Genomic DNA, 19,696 nt, shown 5'->3' with positions numbered 1-19,696 from the left:
TCTCCCCTCCGAAATATATAGACAATTTCTTACGAAATCATTACGATAAAACTCTCTGTATTTTTGTTGAAATTTTGTTCGAACGGCTATATTTTTATTTGAATAAAATAATAAAGCCGTTCGACTATATTTTATGCTGCATATCGTCAAACGGTCTTATCAACACTTGTGAAGTTTACTCTATACTCGCCTCTTACCCCTGCGTAATCAACTCCGCGATCAATCTCGCCCCATTTACAATATCGCCTATCTTCGCATACTCCCGCACGGAATGAACATCGTACATACCGCATGAAAGCACCGCGCATGGGATTCCGTGCTGCATCATCGTGTTTCCGTCGCTGCCGCCGAAGGTGCTGCCGAATTTCGGCTCGATTCCCAGGGTGCGGCAGGCCTCGGCAAAATGAACTGCCACCGGCGCGTCCGGTTCCAGATGGAAGGCTTTAACATGGAGGCGGTGTGTGAAAGAAAGCTCTGCCCCCGCCTCTTTGACGGCGGTTTCAAAGACATGGCGGACATCTTCCAGGGTCTCCATTGCCTTTTCATGGCTGTAGCTGCGGATCTCGTCCCGGCAGGTGCAGAGTTCCGGAACGGCATTCACAACCGAACCGCCCGAAATCAAGCCCACATTCAGGGTTGTTTCCTCATCCACGTGCCCCAGCTTCAATGCGGCAATCGCGCGGGCCGCCGTCTGAATCGCGTGGATGCCTTTCTCCGGCTCGAATCCGGCGTGTGCTGCACGCCCTTTGACTGCCGCCTCAAAGGAAAGGATCGTCGGTGCCTGCAGGATCGCTGTCCCGACTGGTCCAGTTACATCCAAAACGTAAGATTCCTTCGCTTTCATCTGGCTGAAATCGAACTCCGAGCTTCCTCTTGTAAACTGCTCTTCCGCCGCCGCAAATAAAATCTCAATATCCCGGTGCGGGATTCCCGCATCCTGCACGGCACGGATGCCTTCTAAGATAGCAATCACGCCGGTCAGATCGTCCGCGCCAAGCACGGTGGTTCCATCCGAAGTGATGGTTCCGTCCTCATGAAAAACCGGCTTCTTTCCGATTCCCGGCGCGACCGTGTCCATATGCCCGGACAGCAGGATCGGCGTGCCAGACATCCCGCCCTTTAACGTTCCAAACAGATTTCCCGCATTGCCTCCTATTTTCTCGGCTGTGTCATCTTCCTTTGCCTGGATTCCCAGCTCTGCGAGCTTTTCCTTCAAGCGATCCGCCATCTCGCGTTCCCCGAAACTTTCTGAGTCGATCCGCGCCAGCTCATCAAATTCAGCGCGGATGCGGGCTTCGTTTATCTCAATCTGTGCCATGATGACTTCCTCCTGTTTTCCATTCTTTTTTCTATCTATTTTTTACTCTCCCGCTAATTCCTACTATTTTTCTCTGTTTTGTGTATTATACACCGGAACATGATTGTAAGCAACGCGGAAATTTTTAAATGTACTTTCATATTCTTTTTTATATTCGCTGAAAAATCTGTTATACTAAAAATACAAAAAATTTTAATTTCAAGTCGAACGTCCGTGAGACAAATTTGCTATTACTCACCACCTGAAGAGGTGGGAGTCTTCTCGACTGAGATAAAAAGGAGAGACCATATATGTGTACAGCCGCAACTTACAAAACCGCCGATTTCTACTTCGGCAGAACCTTAGATTATGAATTTTCTTACGGGGACGAGGTAACCGTCACACCTCGCAACTATCCACTTACTTTCCGCCACGCAAGCGCGGTTTCGACCCACTATGCCATCATCGGCATGGCACATGTGGCAGGGGATTATCCGCTTTATTATGATGCTTTTAATGAGAAGGGGCTTTGCATGGCGGGACTGAATTTCGTCGGCAATGCCTCCTACCAGAAGCCGCAGGAGGATCATGACAACATCGCACAGTTTGAGTTCATCCCCTGGATTCTCAGCCAGTGCGCGTCCGTGAAAGAGGCTCGCGTCCGCCTCGCCCAGATGGTACTGACCGACACTCCATTCAACGAGCAGTTTGCCCCGGCGCAGCTTCACTGGATTCTTGCCGATAAAAATGAATGCATCGTCATCGAGCCGATGGCGGACGGGCTGCATATCTACGACAATCCGGTGGGTGTCCTGACAAACAATCCGCCGTTCCCGCAGCAGCTGTTCTCCCTCAACAATTACATGAACTTGTCCCCGAAGCAGCCGCAGAATACATTTTCTGCCGATCTGCCGCTTACAACCTACAGCCGCGGCATGGGCGCTCTCGGACTTCCGGGAGACCTCTCCTCCGCTTCCCGGTTTGCACGGGTCGCTTTTACAAAATCAAATGCCCGCTCCGGCGCATCCGAGCTAGAAAGTGTCAGCCAGTTTTTCCATATCCTAGGTTCGGTTGACCAGCAGCGCGGATGCTGCGAGGTCTCCGATGGAAAATATGAAATCACACTCTACACCTCCTGCTGCAACGCGGATAAGGGGATTTACTACTACACGACATATGAAAACCATCAGATCACGGCAGTGGATATGAACCGGGAGAACCTGGACGGGGAGACTCTTTCAAGATTTCCGCTGGTACAGGGGGAACAGATACGGTGGGAGAATTAGGACGAAGCATTTTCTTCTATCCTCTTCTTCACGCATGGCAGGCAGCCCACCGTATGAAGACTCCGGACACACGTTCCTATAAAGCAAAAAGCAGGGAGAGGAAATATTCCGCAAACATTTCCTCTCCCTGTTCAAGCCGAACGGCCGACATCAATAAACCGGATATACGTATTCATCCTCTGCCGCCTCTGCTTTTTCTACCTTCAAGACCTGAATCTCCATTCCTTTCTCTTCATCATAATGATAGGTTCCTGTGACTGTCACCCATTCATCCTGTGAAAGAGTTTCCGCCTGATCCCAGATACACAGCGGTCCGCAGGGCTGCAGATCTGCCACACAGCAGCTCATCAGCATACGGATCAAGCCAAACTGCCCCACTGTGAGTGTATCATCCCGGTAAACAGTTCCATGCATCTGGATTTCATATCCTTCGTACATCTCCGGATAATAGCTGAGCTGCACCAGCCACGGATAAAAACTGGCATCATCCACGACAATCCGCCTGTTTTCTGTATCCAGCCCAGGAGGCGTTTCGATCCTTTCTGAATCTTCCTGTGCTCCTGCTGTTTCATCTATATTGCCGCCCTGTGTTTCTTCTAGGGATTCTGTCCCGTCATCAGATGAGCCGGTATACATATCCGCTGCCTGTGTCACTGCCGCTTCACTCTCGCCAGACACAGCCTGCTTATCCGTCTTCTCATTCTGTCCGCTTTCTTCTCCCGGACGCCCCGCCTGTACCAGTCCCTGGCTGGAATAGGACATATTCCCCGATGCCCCCAGCGCCTGATATGGCAGCTGCAGCGCCATGAGTGGGATTAGAAGAACCAGCGTCCGGTTCAGATGCTGCCGGTATTCCGGTATCCCGGTCCGGGCAAAGCAGGAAAATGCCCAGACTGCCATTACCAGCGCCGCAAAATACAGATACCCTTTCATCCTGGGAGTCACAAAGAGAAGATACTGGCCTGTATACGCCATCCAGAAGAGTTTCAGTCCAAAGAGGAGGCTTATCACTGCCTCAATGAGTGCCCCCGGATTGATATAATGCCTTCTCATCCTGCCATTCCTCCTCCCAGAAGTCCTGCTGTAAGCACCACTCCAAAGCAGACTGCAAATACCGTAAGCGCCAGCCTGACAATAAACGATGCTTTAAAATATCCTCGCAGCATCATCACGTTTTTGATATCCATCATGGGTCCAAATACGAGAAATCCAAGAAGCGGAACCGTTGAAAAAGTTCCCGCCATGCTTCTCGCCACCACTGCATCCGAGGACGAGCACAGAGAAAGCAGAAATGCCAGCAGAATCGCCGCAAACAACGCCACCGGAAGGCAGGAAGCCCCCCATTCTTTTAAAACTCCCAGATTCACCGCCTGAAACAGGGTGGATACCGCAATTCCCACAACCAGATACCTGGCAACCGAGTAAAATTCCATGCGGGCATGCCACAAAAATTGTTCTGCCCTGCCCAGCCTTCCGCTTCTGCTCTCCCGATAGCAGCCACAGGTACAAAATGAAGTGTTTCCAGCTTCTCCTTTCAAATAATCCGTCGGTTTCCGGATGAAAAAGCTGGTGCCAATCAAAAAGGAACAGAGGATTCCCAGACCGGTCCGGTAAAAAACTGCCCGAAAACTCCCATTAAAAGCATAATACGTTGAAAGAAGTATAACGGGATTTACAATTGGTGCTGCCGTCATAAAACAGATGGCAGCCGGAAGCGGAACCCCTTTTTTCAGTAATCCTTGGAAAACAGGGATCGACGCACAGTCACACACCGGCAAAAAAAATCCGGCTCCAATTCCCATTCCCATCGCAAAGACCGGATTAGACGGAAATATCCGCTCCAGAACCCCTACCGGAATGAAGACCTGAATGGCCGAGGAAATCAGGACACCCAAGAGTAAAAATGGAACCGCCTGCAAAAACACTCCCATAAAAATAGTAAAATAGCGGATCAACGGCACGCCTCGCTGTTCTGCCAGTGCCACTACCATCAGTAAAAAACAGGCAAGCAGCGCAAAAGCGAGCCATTCTAACAGCGGGCTTCCCTTCTGTTTTCCCAATTCATCCAACAGGGCTTCTTTTGAATATTCCCAGACTTCTGTCGATGGCGCCAGTGCTTTGCACATATGCTCCAACTGCTTTACCGCGTTTTCATCTTCCGTATTTCTCAAGTAAATCACATCACTAGAAGCTACCTGTGAAATCGGACCTTCCCCGGTCTGTCCAAGCATCATTCCCGCCATTTCCACATCTGCCAGATACATTACCCTTTCGATATGAATCCTTCGTCGAAGCGCATTGGACAGGAGAAGCTTCTCCAGTGTTCCAAAACGTTCCATTCCGTTCCACTCCACCCAGATCTCTTCATAGCGGTGGATTTCAAGCTCCACCTCCACTCTGTCTGCTACCTCTTCCAGATGTGTCTCCAGCTCATCCCGATCCCAGCTCCGGATTTTCCAACTGCACCTCTCTGCCTCCTTTGTATCCAGTACCTCTTCTCCTTCTTCAAACTGAAAAATCAGTACATTCCGGCAATGTCTGAGACGAAGACTATTTTCTATCAGTTTCGTCTTTCCGCTGCCCAGAAACCCTTCTACGATATAAACCGGTGTTGTCATCGTCCCATCTCCTTTCCTTTGATTCCAAGAGCTGCCACAAAGCACGCGACTTCCAGAAGTACAATTGTACCACCCGATTTTGTTCCCCAATAGTACGAGATAAACAATCCAAGAATCGTTGTCCCGACCGCTGCCAAAACAGACCACAGAACCGTCATCCGATAACTGTTTCCCATCTGCATTCCAAACGCTACCGGAACCACCAGCATCGAAGAAATAATTAAGGTTCCCACGGTTCTTGATGCGATCGATACGGTACATGCTGTTAAAACAGTAAATAGAAAATTCACCTTACGCACCGGAACTCCCGAGATTCTGGCTGCATTTTCATCAAATCCTATATAAAAAAGTTCCTTCCGAAATAAAATAAGAAGCAGCAGTACCGCTGCGCTGACAGCACATACCCCCAAAAGTTCCGCTGTGCTGATTGACACGATACTTCCAAACAAAAAGCTGTTAAAGTTAGCACTGTTTTTAACAAATCCGGACAATACTCCGGCAAGACCTATTCCAGCAGACATAACGATCGCAATCGCATTTTCTGAATACCGGGGAAGACGACGCCGAATCGCCTCAATTGCCAGCGCTGCCACCACACAGATACCGCCTGCTCCGGCTACCGGGTTGATTCCAAACAGCATTCCGATCGCTACCCCTGCTAAAGAAGCATGGGCCAGTGCATCTCCCACCATCGACATCCGTTTAAGTACTACCGTCATGCCAATCAGCGGCGTAATAACAGCCAGCAAAATTCCTACTAAAAATGCCCTCTGCATAAATCCATACTCGAAAATACTCATTTTTCCTCTACCCCTCCTTCTTCCATCTTAAAAAAGCGATTTGCTCCGGAAAATACAGCTTGATTTCCGTGGGTAATCAAAAAAATTGTCATCGCCTCTTCTTGATTTCTGCGTTTTAATACCGCTGCCAACTGCCGAAGGGACTCCTGATCCACTCCGACAGCCGGTTCGTCCAGAAGGAGAAGCTGAGGTTTGGAAATCAACACACGTGCCAACATAACCCGTTGCTGCTGACCACCGGAAAGTTCCCCTATCCGCCGGTTTAACGCATCTTTCATTCCCATTTCTTCCAATGTCCGGCATATTCTTTCCTTTTTATCTTTAACAGCCCACTTTTTCCAGAATGGATGATACATTCCGGTTTCCATGATTTCCTCCACCGTTGCCGGGAAAAATGCGTTGCGGCTGGTTCCATTTTGCGGCATATAGCCGATGCGGATTCGATGAAGCGCTGCTGTCAAAGAATCACTTCCTGCTATCACAACCCTTCCTTTTGCCGACTCCAACTCTCCCGACAATACTTTCATCAATGTGCTTTTACCGCTTCCATTTTCCCCTGTCAGCACTGCATAATCGCCCTGCCGGATTGAAAAATTTAAATTATGTAACACTCTGCGGTTCCCATATTCAAATGAAAGATGATCTACATCCACTATCTTCATGCCCGCTCCCTTTTCTTTACTGATTCAGTGCTTCCACCAATGTCTCAAGATTTGATTCCATTACAGAAAAATAATCCGCCCCTGCTTTTAATTCCTCATCACTAAGCCCTTCTAATGGATTTAACATCTTTGTCTGCGCTCCGATTTCTTTTGCAATTGTTTCCGATATCTTCGGACTTACTAGCTCCTCAAAGAAGATGGTCTTAACCTGATGTTTTTTTGCAAAATCCACAATCTCCTTCATCCGGGCTGCATCCGGTTCTGAATCTGCGGATAATCCTTCGATTCCGCTCTGGTTTAAACCGTATGCCTGGCACAGATACCCAAATGCCTGATGTGCAGCTATCACATCCCGTGTTTTCACATCCGATAATTTTTCCTGATACTCTGCATCCAGATCATCCAGCTTCTTCGCATAGGTCTGGTAGTTTTTCTCATAATACTCCTGATGATCTGGATCCGCTGATACAAGTGCATCTTTTATATTTTCCATTTCCTTCTTCGCATTTTCCGGCGCTAACCACACATGGGGGTCATAGGTAATCTCTTCTGCATGCTCATCCTTCTCTCCGTTTTCTTCCTCCTCATGCTCTGAGCCTTCCAGCAGATCAATTCCCGTAGATGCTTCCACCGCAATCAGGTTTTTATTGTCCAGCGACGTAAGCACATCGGCAGCCCAGTGCTCCATTCCGGCTCCGTTGTATATAAAAATATCTGCCTCTTCCAACTTCTTGATGTCAGAAGCTGCCGGTTCCCAGTCATGAGGTTCCGTTCCCGCCGGCACCATATTCGTCACCTCCACCCGATCGCCGCCTATCTTTTGGGCAAAATCATACATCGGATAAAAGCTCGCCATGACCTTTAACTTGTCTCCATCGATGCTTATTACATCCGTCTCTGTTTCCCCGCTTCCGTCTTTCTCCTCCTGTTCGGTCTCTATATCGGACGATTCCACCGCCCTTCCGGCACAGCCCGTCATCCACACGAGTGCAGAGATTGCTATCATTCCCATAAACACACTTTTCTTTTTCATTCTGTCTGCTCCTTTCAGCTGTAGGTTATCGCATAGCATTTGCAGAAGCACCTGCCTGTCAACAGCAGGCTTTGTGTCTTCTGCTCTACACATTAATAAATGCAAGTAATTTGCGTTTATTAATATAGCACCCTTTTTTTACATCGTCAAGATTAATTTGCAAATGAGTTGCATTTTATTCTTATGCGGCTTGACGCTTCCTCCCTTCACCGCTAAAATAGGAGCTAACAGACAAAGGAGATATTGCCGTATGACTTCGATCCGAAAACCATATACAACCAAAACAAGGACTGAGATTCTCGAATACCTGAAAGAGCACGCTTCCAGCACGGTAAGCGTTGCCGATATACAAAATTATCTGAAAGAAAAACGGGCAGAAACCAATACTACCACCATTTACCGATTTTTAGACAAACTGTGCCGAGAGCACATCGTTATCAAATATCCAGATGCTGAAAATGACAAAGCCGTTTACCAATATGCCGGAGAAGGTGCCCACTGTATGGAGCATCTTCATCTTAAATGTACCCGCTGCGGACGCCTGTTTCACCTTGACTGCGATTTCATGGATGAACTCCGTCAGCATCTCCTAGAAGAGCATGGCTTTCTGCTCCAATGCAGCGGTGATCTGCTGCATGGCCTCTGCCAGGAATGCGCCGCCAAAGAAGGTTCTGAAAAAGAGCTTTAATGTTCCTGCATTTTTTAGTATACTGGTAGCATATGCACACGAATTTACCGGAAAACGGCCGTTTGAGGCGGATTTTCCCATTACCGCATATCAATATCTTTTGGAGGATTTTATCATGTCTGAAATCACAGGACGCAATGTCGGCAAAACCTGCCGCACTCATTACAAAGGAACCTTTAATGACGGAACACAGTTTGATTCTTCCTACGATCGTGGCGAACCCCTTGAGTTTGTCTGCGGTGCCGGTCAGATGATCAAAGGCTTCGATGCCGCTGTCGCTGATATGGAAGTAGGCGAGATGAAAGAGATTCACCTGATGCCGGAGGAAGCTTACGGCATGCCGGATCCGAACGCCATTCTGGAACTGGAGATCGCTAAACTGCCAGGTTCCGAGGAACTGGAAGTTGGACAGCAGGTATACTTAACCAACCAGATGGGACAGCCGTTCCCGGTCAAGGTTATCGCAAAGAATGAGGTAAATATCACGTTTGATGCCAATCATGAGATGGCTGGTAAGGAGCTTAACTTTAAGATTGAGCTGGTTGAAGTAAAATAACCGTAACACAACTGCCCTTACATTATAACAACACGCGCCGTCAGCGCCCATCCCGGGAGCTGGCGGTATTTTTTCTTGACAAATTCTCACTCCTCCACTATAATTACCCACGGTAATTATCACAAGTAACTATTTGATAAGGAGACTTTCCATATGACCATCGAAACAATCAAGCGGATGTTGGACGCCTGTTATCAGGGCAAACGAATCCGGGATATGCTTCCGCCGCTGCCGAAGGGAGTCACTTCCTCCTATATTCAATATCTGGATGTCATCCAGTCGCTGGAGCGAAACGGCATCCATGTAAAAATATCGGACATCAGCGATGCGCTGAACCTGCCTCGCCCAGGCGTGACCCGGACTGTCAAGGAGATGGAAGCGGGCGGTTATCTCCAAAAGAAAACCTCGCAGAACGACGGGCGTGTTACCTACATTTCCATCACCGAAGCGGGCAGGACGCTCTCACAGACGTACGACACCGAATACTTCAGCGCGCTCGCCCCGTCTTTAGACACCATTACTGAGGAGGACGCCCGCCAGATGATTCAGACGATGGAGACATTTTATCAGATTATGTGCAAACGGAGGGATTCCCATGAATAATGATAAAGCTGATTTTACACAGGGCAGTATCCTGAAAAAACTGATCGCTTTCATGATTCCGGTGCTCGGTGCACTGATTCTGCAGGCGGCATACGGCGCGGTCGATCTGCTGGTGGTTGGACGGTTCGGTTCGACCTCCGGTCTTTCCGCCGTTTCGACGGGCAGCCAGGTCTTAAACCTCGTCACCTTCGTCGTAATTCAGTTCGCTATGGGTATCACCGTTTTGATCGCCCGCTATCTCGGTGAAAAGAAACCGCAGCAGATCGGCGCAGTTGTCGGCGGAGCTTCGATTGTATTTACGATCATTTCCGCCGTTTTATTCGTCGTCATGGTCTTTTTTGCCCGCCCGATCGCCATTCTCATGCAGGCACCCGAGGCGGCGGTGGATCAGACCGCCAGCTACATCCGCATCTGCGGAGGCGGCATTTTCTTCATCGTCGCCTACAACCTGCTGTCCTCCATCTTCCGCGGGCTCGGTGACAGCCAGTCACCGCTTCTCTTTGTCCTGGTTGCCTGCATCGTCAATGTGATCGGCGACCTCGCACTGGTAGCTGGTCTTCATATGGACGCCGCCGGTGCCGCCATCGCGACCGTCTCCGCGCAGGCGCTCAGCGTTATTTTCGCGATTATTCTTTTAATTAAGAAAACTCTGCCATTTACGATCACCCGGCACGATTTCCGCTTCAACACCCAGTGTCCGAAATTTCTTTCCATCGGACTGCCGCTGGCGCTTCAGGAATTTTTAACCCAGCTTTCCTTCTTAGCCCTGTGCGCCTTTGTCAATCGACTGGGACTGGAAGCGTCCTCCGGTTACGGTGTAGCATGCAAAATCGTCAATTTCGCCATGCTTGTCCCGAGCGCCCTGATGCAGTCGATGGCTTCCTTCGTCTCCCAAAACGTGGGGGCAGGGAAAGTCAAACGTGCCAGGCACACCCTTTTTACGGGAATCGGCGTCGGTCTGTGCGTCGGCTGTATCGTCTTTACCCTGGTTCTCCTAAAAGGCGATGTCCTGTCCGGCTTCTTCTCGACGGATGCGGCGGTCATCCAGAACAGCTATGATTACCTGAAAGGATTCGCACTCGAGTCCATCGTGACCGCGGTTCTGTTCAGCATGATCGGATATTTCAACGGAAATAACCAGACACTTTGGGTTATGACACAGGGACTCATCCAGACACTTCTGGTGCGTCTCCCGCTAGCGTATTTCATGAGTATCCAGCCGGATGCCAGCCTGACCAAGATCGGTCTCGCAGCCCCCGTTTCTACGATCGTCGGCATTGTACTAAATATCGGATATTATATCTACTGGACCCGGAAACAGCAGCACCCGCCAGTAGAAGAAATCATATAAAAACACAGGAACTGCTCCGTAACAGGCAGGCACTTTCAGAGCGAAGGTGTCTGCCTGTTATCGTCACGGCACTTTCGGTTTCAAAAGTGCCTATCCTTGAATAATTGCGCTGTTCACAAAATCTTCACAGAAAATTAGCACTCACCTCTTGACAGTGCTAATTATGTGTGTTATATTACAGCTAGAACAAAGGAGAGGAACAAGGAAATGAGAACAAGCTTGTTGCCGCCGATGTTTTCACATAGATGTTAAGATGTTACTGGGCACGTATGCGTGAACAGTAACGTTAAGATAATACGAAAAGGAGAGATGACTTATGTATATGCCGAGTATTTTTAATAATAGTGTATTTGATAACTTTGATAACTGGATGGATTTTTCCTTCCCAAGCTTTAACCAGAGACTGTATGGTGCTTCCTCTTCCCAGCTGATGAAGACGGATGTCAAGGAAACCGATAAGGATTATGAAGTTTCCATCGACCTGCCGGGATTTAAGAAAGACGAACTTCAGATTGAGCTGAAAGATGGCTATCTGACCGTCAGCGGTTCGAAAGAAGTTACATCGAAAGATATGCCGGAGGAGAATCAGAAAGATGCAACGACCGCAGAATCAGATGCTTCCAAGAAGGACGCTAAAGCCGAGCAGAAAACCGTTAAATATATCCGCCAGGAACGCTACAGCGGCAATGTAAGCAGAAGCTTCTACGTCGGCGAGAACTTGGAAGAAAAGGATATCCATGCCAAATTTGAAAATGGCACTCTGACCCTGACCTTCCCGAAAGAGCTGGAAAAGAAAGCGGTTGAAGAGAAGCATTTCGTTTCCATCGAAGGTTAATAATCAGATAGGCAGCTGCGGCTCACACATTGTGTTGCCAGCAGCCAGATAGCTTCAGGAGCTGTCGCAGGAATGCGGCAGCTTCTATCATACCCAATCTTTTATCATAACCTAAATAATTGAAACTTAAATCACTGCATCTACGGAGGTGATAATCAATGGCAGAGAAAAGAGACTATTATGACATACTGGGGATAAAGCGGGACGCCAGTGCGGAGACGATCAAAAAGGCATTCCGGAAACTTGCCAAAAAGTATCACCCGGATTCCAATGCCGGTAATCCCCAGGCAGAGCAGATGTTTAAGGATGTCAACGAAGCCTATTCGATCTTAAGTGATCCAGAAAAAAAGAAACTCTACGATCGCTTCGGTCACGCCGCATTTGACCCGAACAGCGCCGCATACGGCGGAGCTGGCAGTGCCGGCGCTTCTGGAAATGGTCCATTTGGCTCCGGCTTTGGCGGTACCGGTCAGGGCGGTGCCTGGCACTATCAGAGCGGTCCGGGCGGTTATGCAGAATACCATTTTACCGGGGATGACATGGACGATATGGGTGACATTTTTGGAGATATGTTTGGCGGCATGTTCCACGGCAAGAGTTCGGGCGGCAGTTCCCGCAGCCGACATTTCACGGGCGGTTCCGGGTTTGGCGGCTCTGGGACTCATTTTACCGGTGGTTCCAGTTTTGGCGGTTCTAGCGCTCATTTTGGCGGCGGGTCTGGCTTTGGCGGCTTCGGCGGCAGTCAGGGCTTTCACAGCGCCAATTCCCGTGAGAAAGGTTCTAACCTCACGTCCGATGTAACCATAAGCTTTGATGAAGCCGTATCCGGCTGCGAGAAGCTCATCACTCTGCAGAACCCACAGACCGGCAAGCGCCAGTCTTTACAGGTTCACATCCCAGCGGGCATCGATACCGGTAAATCTATCCGTCTGAAAGGAAAAGGCATGCCGGGAACGGGCGGCGGCGAGGCGGGCGATCTTCTTTTAAATATTACCGTCACCGCGAAACCGGGATGGGAGCGCAAGGAGATGGATGTTTACTCGACCGTCCGCATTCCGTTTACCACCGCAGTCTTCGGCGGTGAGGCGCTGGTTTCCACCCTGTACGGCAATGTCCTGTGCAAGATCGCAGCCGGGACGCAGTCGGGAACCAAGATTAAATTAAAGGGAAAAGGCATTGTTTCCATGAAGAATCCGTCCATCCATGGCAATCAGTACGTGACGGTCCAGATCGATGTCCCGAACCATCTGACCCCCGAGGCAGAACAGAAACTTCGCGAATTTGAACACGCCTGCGGACTGAACAAAAACAGACAGGGCGGACCCAACGGCAGGAGCGCAGCTTGACGGCTCCTGCCGTTTTTTACTGAACGTCTGTAAAGCCAAAAATATCATAGAATTTTCGCCCTATTATTTTCATATATATGGTTGTGATTTTCATAAATATGATATTTTAATTGCGGGCAATCCACAATTTCATCACTTTTTAATTGTCATGAAATTACCGTAGCTATATATTCAACATTTTTTCGCACTTTATACCTATCTTTCTTATCTATTTTATCTGTTTTTACCTCACTTTCATTTCTTTTTTTAGATATTTCGCAATAAATATCTTGTATTTTTCGCTCGTTTTATGTTATAGTAAACACATAATTGCATCGAAAAACATAACGCATTTTATTTCACATTTATGAAAGGAGTTTATACCTTATGAGCAGACTCGTTATACCTACTAACAGCGAGGCTCAGAATGTCGTAGAAGGGCTTTACAAAGATCTGGAACGGCGCATCATCGCCAGCCCGCCAGGTCTTTGTCCTGTCGACCTGACCGCTGCATTTTTAAAAATGTGCCATGCACAGACTTGCGGCAAATGCGTTCCCTGCCGAATCGGTCTCGCGCAGCTCTCCAATCTTCTGGAAGACATCCTAAACGGAAAAGGAACCATGAAGCATTTAACCATGCTGCAGGAAACTGCCCGCGTCATCGAAAGTACAGCAGACTGTGCCATCGGCTATACCGCCGCCCAGATGGTTTTAAAAGGTCTGGACGGATTCAAAGAGGATTTTATGGAACATATTTTACATAACCGCTGCCGCAGCAACCTCGACCAGCCGGTTCCGTGCGTAGCTTTATGTCCGGCCGGCGTCGATATTCCGGGCTACATCGCCCTGACTGCCGAAGGCCGTTATGCCGACGCCGTCCGCCTGATCCGCAAGGACAACCCGTTCCCGACCGCCTGCGCGCTCGTCTGCGAACATCCGTGCGAATCCCGCTGCCGCCGCAACATGCTGGATAATTCTATCAATATCCGCGGTATCAAACGTGTAGCTGTGGATATGGCAGGATATGTACCGGCACCGGTCTGTCCAACCTCCACCGGTAAGCGCATCGCGATCATCGGCGGCGGCCCCAGCGGCCTGAGCGCTGCTTATTATCTGCAGTTGATGGGACATCAGACCACTGTATTTGAAAAACGCAAGAAACTCGGCGGCATGCTGCTGTACGGAATTCCAAGCTACCGCCTGCCACGAGAGCGCCTGCAGGATGATATCAATGTCATTCTGGAAACCGGTGTGGAAGTCCGTCTTGAAACTTCGGTCGGAAACGATCCAGGACAGCTGTCTCTGGATGAACTCCGCAAAGAATATGATGCTATCTACATCGCCATCGGCGCTCATAGTGATAAAAAGATTGGTATTGAGGGAGAAGATGCCGGCGGTGTTATCTCCGCTGTCGAATTCTTACGTGCTATCGGCGACGGCAAATATCCGGATCTTACCGGAAAGAAGGTCTGTGTCATCGGCGGCGGCAACGTAGCCATGGACGTAGCCCGTTCTTCTGTCCGCCTGGGTGCAGACAAGGTGGCAGTTGCCTACAGACGCCGCAAAGCTGATATGACAGCTCTTCCGGAAGAGGTTGAAAGTGCCATGGCTGAAGGCGTAGAGATCATGGAACTTTACGCACCGGAGCGGATTGAAGCAGACGAGGACGGCCAGGTAAAAGCTCTCTGGGTAAGCCAGCAGATGCCGGGAGAAATCCGCGGCGGACGTCCTTCACCGAAGGCTATCGGCACCGACTCTATCCCGGTTGAATGCGATATCGTCATCGCCGCGGTCGGTCAGGGCATCGAAAGCCGCTACTTCGTAGAACAGGGAATCGACGCCAAATGGGGCGTGATCCAGGCGACTGGCTGGACCTCCATCCAGAACATGCCGGGTATTTTCGCCGGCGGCGACTGTGCAACCGGTCCGGCAACCGTGATCCGCGCGATTGCAGCCGGAAAAGTAGCGGCTGCCAATATCGATCAGTATCTCGGCTACAACCATCAGATTACCTGCGATGTGGAGATCCCGGAGCCGGATCTCTCCGACCGTACTCCGTGTGGACGCGTCAACCTGACCGAACGCCCAGCCGGAGAACGCAAATGTGACTTTACACTTACCGAATGCGGCATGAGCCTCAAGGAGGCGGGCCAGGAAGCCAGACGCTGCCTGCGCTGCGATCACTTCGGTTATGGAAACTTCAAAGGAGGGCGGACCACATCATGGTAAATACGAATCTTGTATCCATCAAAATTAATAATATACCACTGCAGGTTCCAGAAGGAACCCGGATTCTGGACGCCTGCCGCGACAACGGTTTTCACGTTCCTTATCTTTGCTATCTGAAAGATATCAATGAGATCGGTGCCTGCCGTGTCTGCGTTGTAGAAGTGAAGGGAATCCACCATCTCGTTACCTCCTGCAACAACCAGGCTCAGGAAGGCATGGAGATTCTCACAAACTCCCCCAGAGTCCGTGAAGCCCGCAAGATCAACGTGGAACTGCTTCTTTCCCAGCATCACACCAACTGTCCCACCTGTGTGCGCAGTTCCAACTGTGAATTAAAACAGGTGGCAAGTGATCTGAACCTGACCGTTGACCGTTATAAAAACGAATATCCGGAAATGATCTGGACTTCTACTTTCCCACTGATCCGTGATGCAGGAAAATGTATCAAATGCATGCGCTGCGTCCAGATCTGCGACAAGATCCAGACCTTAAATATCTGGGATGTGTCCGGAACCGGTTCCCATACAACCGTCGATGTTTCCCACAATCTGGAAATCAAAGAATCCGACTGTTCTCTCTGCGGACAGTGCGTTACCCACTGCCCGACTGCCGCTCTCCAGGAGCGGGATGATGTGGAAGCCATCAATGGTATCCACGGTGAACTGGCAAATGATGACAAGGTAACCGTAGCGGTTGTCGCTCCGGCTGTCCGGGCCGCATGGGGTGAAGAATTTGGTCTTTCCCCGGAATTTGCTACTGACAGACGTTTCGTATCCACCTTAAAATCCGTTGGATTTGACTATGTATTCGATGTTGACTTTGCAGCCGATCTGACCATCATGGAGGAAAGCAACGAGCTTTTAGCCCGCTTACAGCAGCCGGATAAATACAGCTGGCCTATGTTCACCTCCTGCTGCCCTGGCTGGGTCAGCTTTGCAAAGAGCCAGTATCCGGAGCTTCTGCCGCAGCTTTCCACTGCCAAGTCCCCGCAGCAGATGTTCGGTGCTGTCATCAAAACTTATTTTGCACAGAAAAAAGGCATTGCACCGGAAAATATCACCTGTGTTTCCATCATGCCGTGTATGTCCAAGAAGCGTGAACTGACTCTTCCGGGCATGGACAGCGCCGGAACCGGACAGGATATTGATTATGTTCTGACCACCCGTGAAATCTGCCGTCTCATCAAGGCCGATCATATCGATGTATCCAGACTTCCGGAGTGCGATTTTGACGATCCTCTCGGCGAAGCAACCGGAGCCGGTGTTATCTTCGGTGCCAGCGGCGGCGTACTGGAGGCAGCTCTTCGTACCGCTTACCACACCGTAACCGGTGAAAATCCGGAGATCGGCGAACAGAGTCCGCTGAAGGTTCTGCGCCAGATCGGTTCCTTTAAGGAACTGGAAATCGATATCAAGGGTGTGAAACTGCACTGTGCAGCACTCAGCAGCCTAGGAGAGGCCAGACGCCTCATTCAGGCGATGAAACGCGGCGAATGCCACTATGATTTCGTTGAAGTCATGGCATGTCCGGGCGGCTGTATCAACGGCGGCGGTCAGCCGATCCGCCCATCCTTCCAGAATAAGCCGAAGGACTGCGCAGACCGCGACCAGTGCCTGCGCGGCTACGACGCCCGCAGCGCCATCCGGTTCAGCCATGAAAACAAGGCGGTTCAGACACTGTATGACGAGTATCTTGAAGCTCCGTTATCCGATCGTGCACATCATCTGCTGCATGTGGAGGAATATTAATATATCCAAACAGTCACACAACAAAACCCCAGAGAGTTGCCGCTCTCTGGGGTTTTGTGTCATTCACAGATGACCAATCTGAGGCTAGTTACCAACTACTTACTCTATCTTTTCTTCTAGCCTCTCAGCCTCTCTTCAATCTCCTCCATCTCCGGAATTGCCGAGATTCCGCCGCGGCGTTCGACGCACAGGCTTGCCACTGCGTTGCCGACCCTGCCAAACTGAATCATCTGCGCCCGGGTCAGGTGTTCCGGCGAGGTTTCTTCCTGCAGATAGGAAGCGAGAAAACCGCCCCAGAAGGAATCACCAGCACCGGTTGTATCGACCGCATGGGAGGAAAAGCCCTCCGCCTTTACGATTCCATTTTCATTGCCGATCAGGGCGCCATCTCTTCCGAGCGTCACCGCCACCAGGTGCACCCCCTGACGGAGCAGATACTGAATCGCTTCCTCCGGGTCCTGATACGGGGTCAGAAGCGAGGTTTCTTCATCCGAAATCTTCATCATATCTACATAGGGAATCAGCGACTGCATCCGAAGCTGTGCGGTCTCCGGATCACTCCAGAGCGCCGCCCGGTAGTTCGGATCGTAGGAAATCACCGCACCGCTGTTTCTAGCAATATTGATCGCCTCATAGGTTGCCGTCCGGGATGGATCATCGGTCAGCGACAGGGAACCGACATGAAATACTCTCGTATTTTCCAGGATCTCCGGATCGATCTCTTTCATGCACAGATTCGTATCTGCCCCCGGCTTCCTCGCAAAGGCAAATTCGCGCTCCCCGTTTTCTTTCAGGCTTACAAATGCAAGCGTGGTAAAATACTTTTCATCCTGAATCAGGTTGTCCGTATTGATACCTGCCCGGATCAGGGTTTCTTTCAGGAAATCGCCGTGCATATCCTTACCCACCTTGCCAATAAATGCTGTCTTCCTTCCAAATTTCGCAGCCGCCGCCAGCAGATTGGCCGGCGCACCTCCCGGATTCTGCTCAAACAGACGCATTCCCTGCTGTGAAACGCCTGCTGGAGTAAAATCAATCAGAAGCTCTCCCAGCGCTGTGATGTCTGTTTTTATTCTCATACGAATCATCCTCCGTATTACAAGTTATATCAATGGTGCCGCCATCCAGCCCTCTCACAGGCGGACAGCCACATCCGTTCGTCTCTCACAAGGAATTTTACTTCCGAATCGCAATATTTGCAAATTCTACTTTCGCGTCCTGCGCCAGCAGACCGAGCTCGTACTCCGGTTTCCGGAAAATACGATAGGTAAACGCCACCTGCTCGCCCACGAACACCTCAACCATATCATGATCGACCGAAATCTTTACATCAATTGCCTGTCCATCTTTAATCTCAAAGGTCTTCTCAGCCACCCGAACGCCATCCGGTCCCGGTTCGGTTGCCTTCGGAACTGCCTGACAGGACTGCTCCCAGAACGGGTCAACTCCCATCGGCAGGGACAGAAGGGATACTCGCTGCATCGCCACATCAAACTCTAAGAACAGGCAGCCGCTTGCCTCCCAGTCGGATTTCAACAGGATTCCGAAGGAATCATTCGCTTCTTTCGGGATCACCGTGCCGGTAAACAGGAATTTTTCTTCCGGCTGCTCCAGGAAACCATACGAGGTTGTCCCGCATCCATCCAGCTCAACCGTTGTATCGCCATACAGCTTATATTCTCCCATGACCGGAAGGTATTTCCAGTCAACTTTCTCTTTAAAGCAGTTTACATACTCTTCCGGAAGCTTCACATCCAGCTGTCCGTCTGACGTTGCAACGACCTCATGCGGAATACAGAACGTGCCACCCCAGTACCACTCGCCGCGGTCGCTGTTTTCTGCACGGTCATGCGCCCAGGCAAAGTAGAAACGGCGCCCGTTGTCATCCTGCATGGATTTAGCTGCATAGAAGCGGCGTCCGCCGATGCCGTCTTTCTTCGGCTTTTTCCACGGTCCAAACGGAGATTTGGAAGTGCGGTAAATCGTGTTGACAAACTCGGAAAAGCGGGAATAGGAAAGATACCAGGTATCGCCTATCTTGTACATCTCGCTGCATTCCGGACAATTCGTATTGCCTGCCGAATACAACGGACCATAATACTCCCAGTTTACCAGATCTTTCGAGCGATACAGGACGATACAGCCGCGTCTTGTCACCGGCATATCCAGCCGTCTCGCCGAGATCAGAATCCAGTAACATTTATCTTCCTCATTATAAAATACATACGGATCACGCCAGTCCAGCTTTTCATATAACTCTATCATCGGCGTGATAACCGGGTTTGCCGCGTCCTTCGTCCAGGTGATACCATCCTCGCTCGTCGCATGGCAGATCGTCTGCTGATATTCTGCCGTCAGGCAGTAACCCGTATAGAATGCGTGATATTTTCCTTCGCCGTAGATAACCGATCCCGTCCACACGCCGGACGCATCCGGCTCATCGCCCTCGCCCGGATACAGTGCTGTCGGCAGCTCCTCCCAGTGCACCAGATCCTCCGAAACAGAGTGGCTCCATGTAGTACGCAGTCTAGCCGGATATACCGTGGTTCCTGGCGGGGATGTCAGTGAAAAAATATGATATTTACCTTCATGATAAAACGGAATCGCATCACCGGTCGAATCCGCAAATGACATTTTTCTGAAAAAATCCATTCTTCTCTCCTTG

General features: G+C 50.1%; 17 protein-coding genes. 9 read left to right on the top strand and 8 right to left on the bottom strand.

Annotation, left to right across the window (positions count from 1 at the left end; translation table 11 throughout):
• Window positions 1–193: 193 nt before the first annotated feature.
• Complete coding sequence (locus DWY89_RS12960) at window positions 194–1,318, bottom strand: M20/M25/M40 family metallo-hydrolase (RefSeq protein ID WP_118524746.1); 1,125 nt, start codon at window positions 1,316–1,318, stop codon at window positions 194–196.
• A gap of 290 nt (window positions 1,319–1,608) precedes the next feature.
• Between DWY89_RS12960 and bsh the strand changes: the two genes are divergently transcribed.
• A complete protein-coding gene (gene bsh, locus DWY89_RS12955; protein WP_118524016.1) occupies window positions 1,609–2,583 on the top strand; it encodes a choloylglycine hydrolase in 975 nt (324 codons plus the stop codon).
• A gap of 150 nt (window positions 2,584–2,733) precedes the next feature.
• Here bsh and DWY89_RS12950 read toward each other — a convergent pair whose 3' ends face one another.
• The 5 genes from DWY89_RS12950 to DWY89_RS12930 are packed head-to-tail and all read right to left on the bottom strand — an operon-like array spanning window position 2,734 to window position 7,696.
• A complete protein-coding gene (locus DWY89_RS12950; protein ID WP_118524015.1) occupies window positions 2,734–3,636 on the bottom strand; it encodes a TIGR03943 family protein in 903 nt (300 codons plus the stop codon).
• Window positions 3,633–5,201: a permease gene (locus tag DWY89_RS12945; RefSeq protein ID WP_118524745.1), complete on the bottom strand. Its 1,569-nt coding sequence runs from the start codon at window positions 5,199–5,201 to the stop codon at window positions 3,633–3,635. The genes DWY89_RS12950 and DWY89_RS12945 overlap by 4 nt, the downstream gene beginning before the upstream one ends.
• Window positions 5,198–6,001, bottom strand: coding sequence for a metal ABC transporter permease (locus DWY89_RS12940; protein WP_118524012.1), 804 nt, complete (start codon window positions 5,999–6,001; stop codon window positions 5,198–5,200). The genes DWY89_RS12945 and DWY89_RS12940 overlap by 4 nt, the downstream gene beginning before the upstream one ends.
• Entirely contained in the window at window positions 5,998–6,663 is a 666-nt protein-coding gene (locus DWY89_RS12935; RefSeq protein WP_117796638.1) for a metal ABC transporter ATP-binding protein, read from the bottom strand. The genes DWY89_RS12940 and DWY89_RS12935 overlap by 4 nt, the downstream gene beginning before the upstream one ends.
• Before the next feature lie 16 nt (window positions 6,664–6,679).
• Window positions 6,680–7,696 (bottom strand): metal ABC transporter substrate-binding protein, encoded by a 1,017-nt coding sequence (locus DWY89_RS12930; RefSeq protein ID WP_117796637.1) that lies wholly within the window; start codon window positions 7,694–7,696, stop codon window positions 6,680–6,682.
• A gap of 250 nt (window positions 7,697–7,946) precedes the next feature.
• Between DWY89_RS12930 and DWY89_RS12925 the strand changes: the two genes are divergently transcribed.
• From DWY89_RS12925 to DWY89_RS12890, 8 genes are all read left to right on the top strand, one after another.
• Window positions 7,947–8,384, top strand: a complete 438-nt coding sequence (locus tag DWY89_RS12925; protein WP_117796636.1) for a transcriptional repressor — start codon at window positions 7,947–7,949, stop codon at window positions 8,382–8,384.
• Window positions 8,385–8,499: 115 nt separating this feature from the next.
• Window positions 8,500–8,940: a peptidylprolyl isomerase gene (locus DWY89_RS12920; RefSeq protein ID WP_117796635.1), complete on the top strand. Its 441-nt coding sequence runs from the start codon at window positions 8,500–8,502 to the stop codon at window positions 8,938–8,940.
• A 153-nt stretch (window positions 8,941–9,093) separates the two neighbouring features.
• The gene (locus tag DWY89_RS12915; protein WP_117796634.1) at window positions 9,094–9,543 is read left to right on the top strand and encodes a MarR family transcriptional regulator; all 450 of its coding nucleotides are present in this window, start codon (window positions 9,094–9,096) and stop codon (window positions 9,541–9,543) included.
• Complete coding sequence (locus tag DWY89_RS12910; protein ID WP_117796633.1) at window positions 9,536–10,894, top strand: MATE family efflux transporter; 1,359 nt, start codon at window positions 9,536–9,538, stop codon at window positions 10,892–10,894. Before DWY89_RS12915 ends, DWY89_RS12910 begins: the two co-directional genes overlap by 8 nt.
• Before the next feature lie 316 nt (window positions 10,895–11,210).
• Complete coding sequence (locus DWY89_RS12905; RefSeq protein WP_118524009.1) at window positions 11,211–11,729, top strand: Hsp20/alpha crystallin family protein; 519 nt, start codon at window positions 11,211–11,213, stop codon at window positions 11,727–11,729.
• A 158-nt stretch (window positions 11,730–11,887) separates the two neighbouring features.
• A complete protein-coding gene (locus tag DWY89_RS12900; protein ID WP_118524744.1) occupies window positions 11,888–13,075 on the top strand; it encodes a J domain-containing protein in 1,188 nt (395 codons plus the stop codon).
• A 366-nt stretch (window positions 13,076–13,441) separates the two neighbouring features.
• Complete coding sequence (locus DWY89_RS12895; protein ID WP_118524743.1) at window positions 13,442–15,283, top strand: NAD(P)-binding protein; 1,842 nt, start codon at window positions 13,442–13,444, stop codon at window positions 15,281–15,283.
• Window positions 15,277–17,031: a [FeFe] hydrogenase, group A gene (locus DWY89_RS12890; protein ID WP_118524742.1), complete on the top strand. Its 1,755-nt coding sequence runs from the start codon at window positions 15,277–15,279 to the stop codon at window positions 17,029–17,031. The genes DWY89_RS12895 and DWY89_RS12890 overlap by 7 nt, the downstream gene beginning before the upstream one ends.
• A gap of 116 nt (window positions 17,032–17,147) precedes the next feature.
• Here DWY89_RS12890 and DWY89_RS12885 read toward each other — a convergent pair whose 3' ends face one another.
• Window positions 17,148–18,110, bottom strand: coding sequence for a carbohydrate kinase (locus DWY89_RS12885; protein WP_181357259.1), 963 nt, complete (start codon window positions 18,108–18,110; stop codon window positions 17,148–17,150).
• A gap of 97 nt (window positions 18,111–18,207) precedes the next feature.
• Window positions 18,208–19,683 (bottom strand): glycoside hydrolase family 32 protein, encoded by a 1,476-nt coding sequence (locus tag DWY89_RS12880; protein ID WP_022360665.1) that lies wholly within the window; start codon window positions 19,681–19,683, stop codon window positions 18,208–18,210.
• Window positions 19,684–19,696: the final 13 nt, after the last annotated feature.

It is taken from the genome of Clostridium sp. AF27-5AA (assembly GCF_003478415.1).
GTDB classification, from domain to species: Bacteria; Bacillota; Clostridia; order Lachnospirales; family Lachnospiraceae; genus Otoolea; species Otoolea fessa.
The sequence above is the reverse complement of the archived record's forward strand: the minus strand, read 5'-3'. Positions and strand labels throughout refer to the sequence as shown.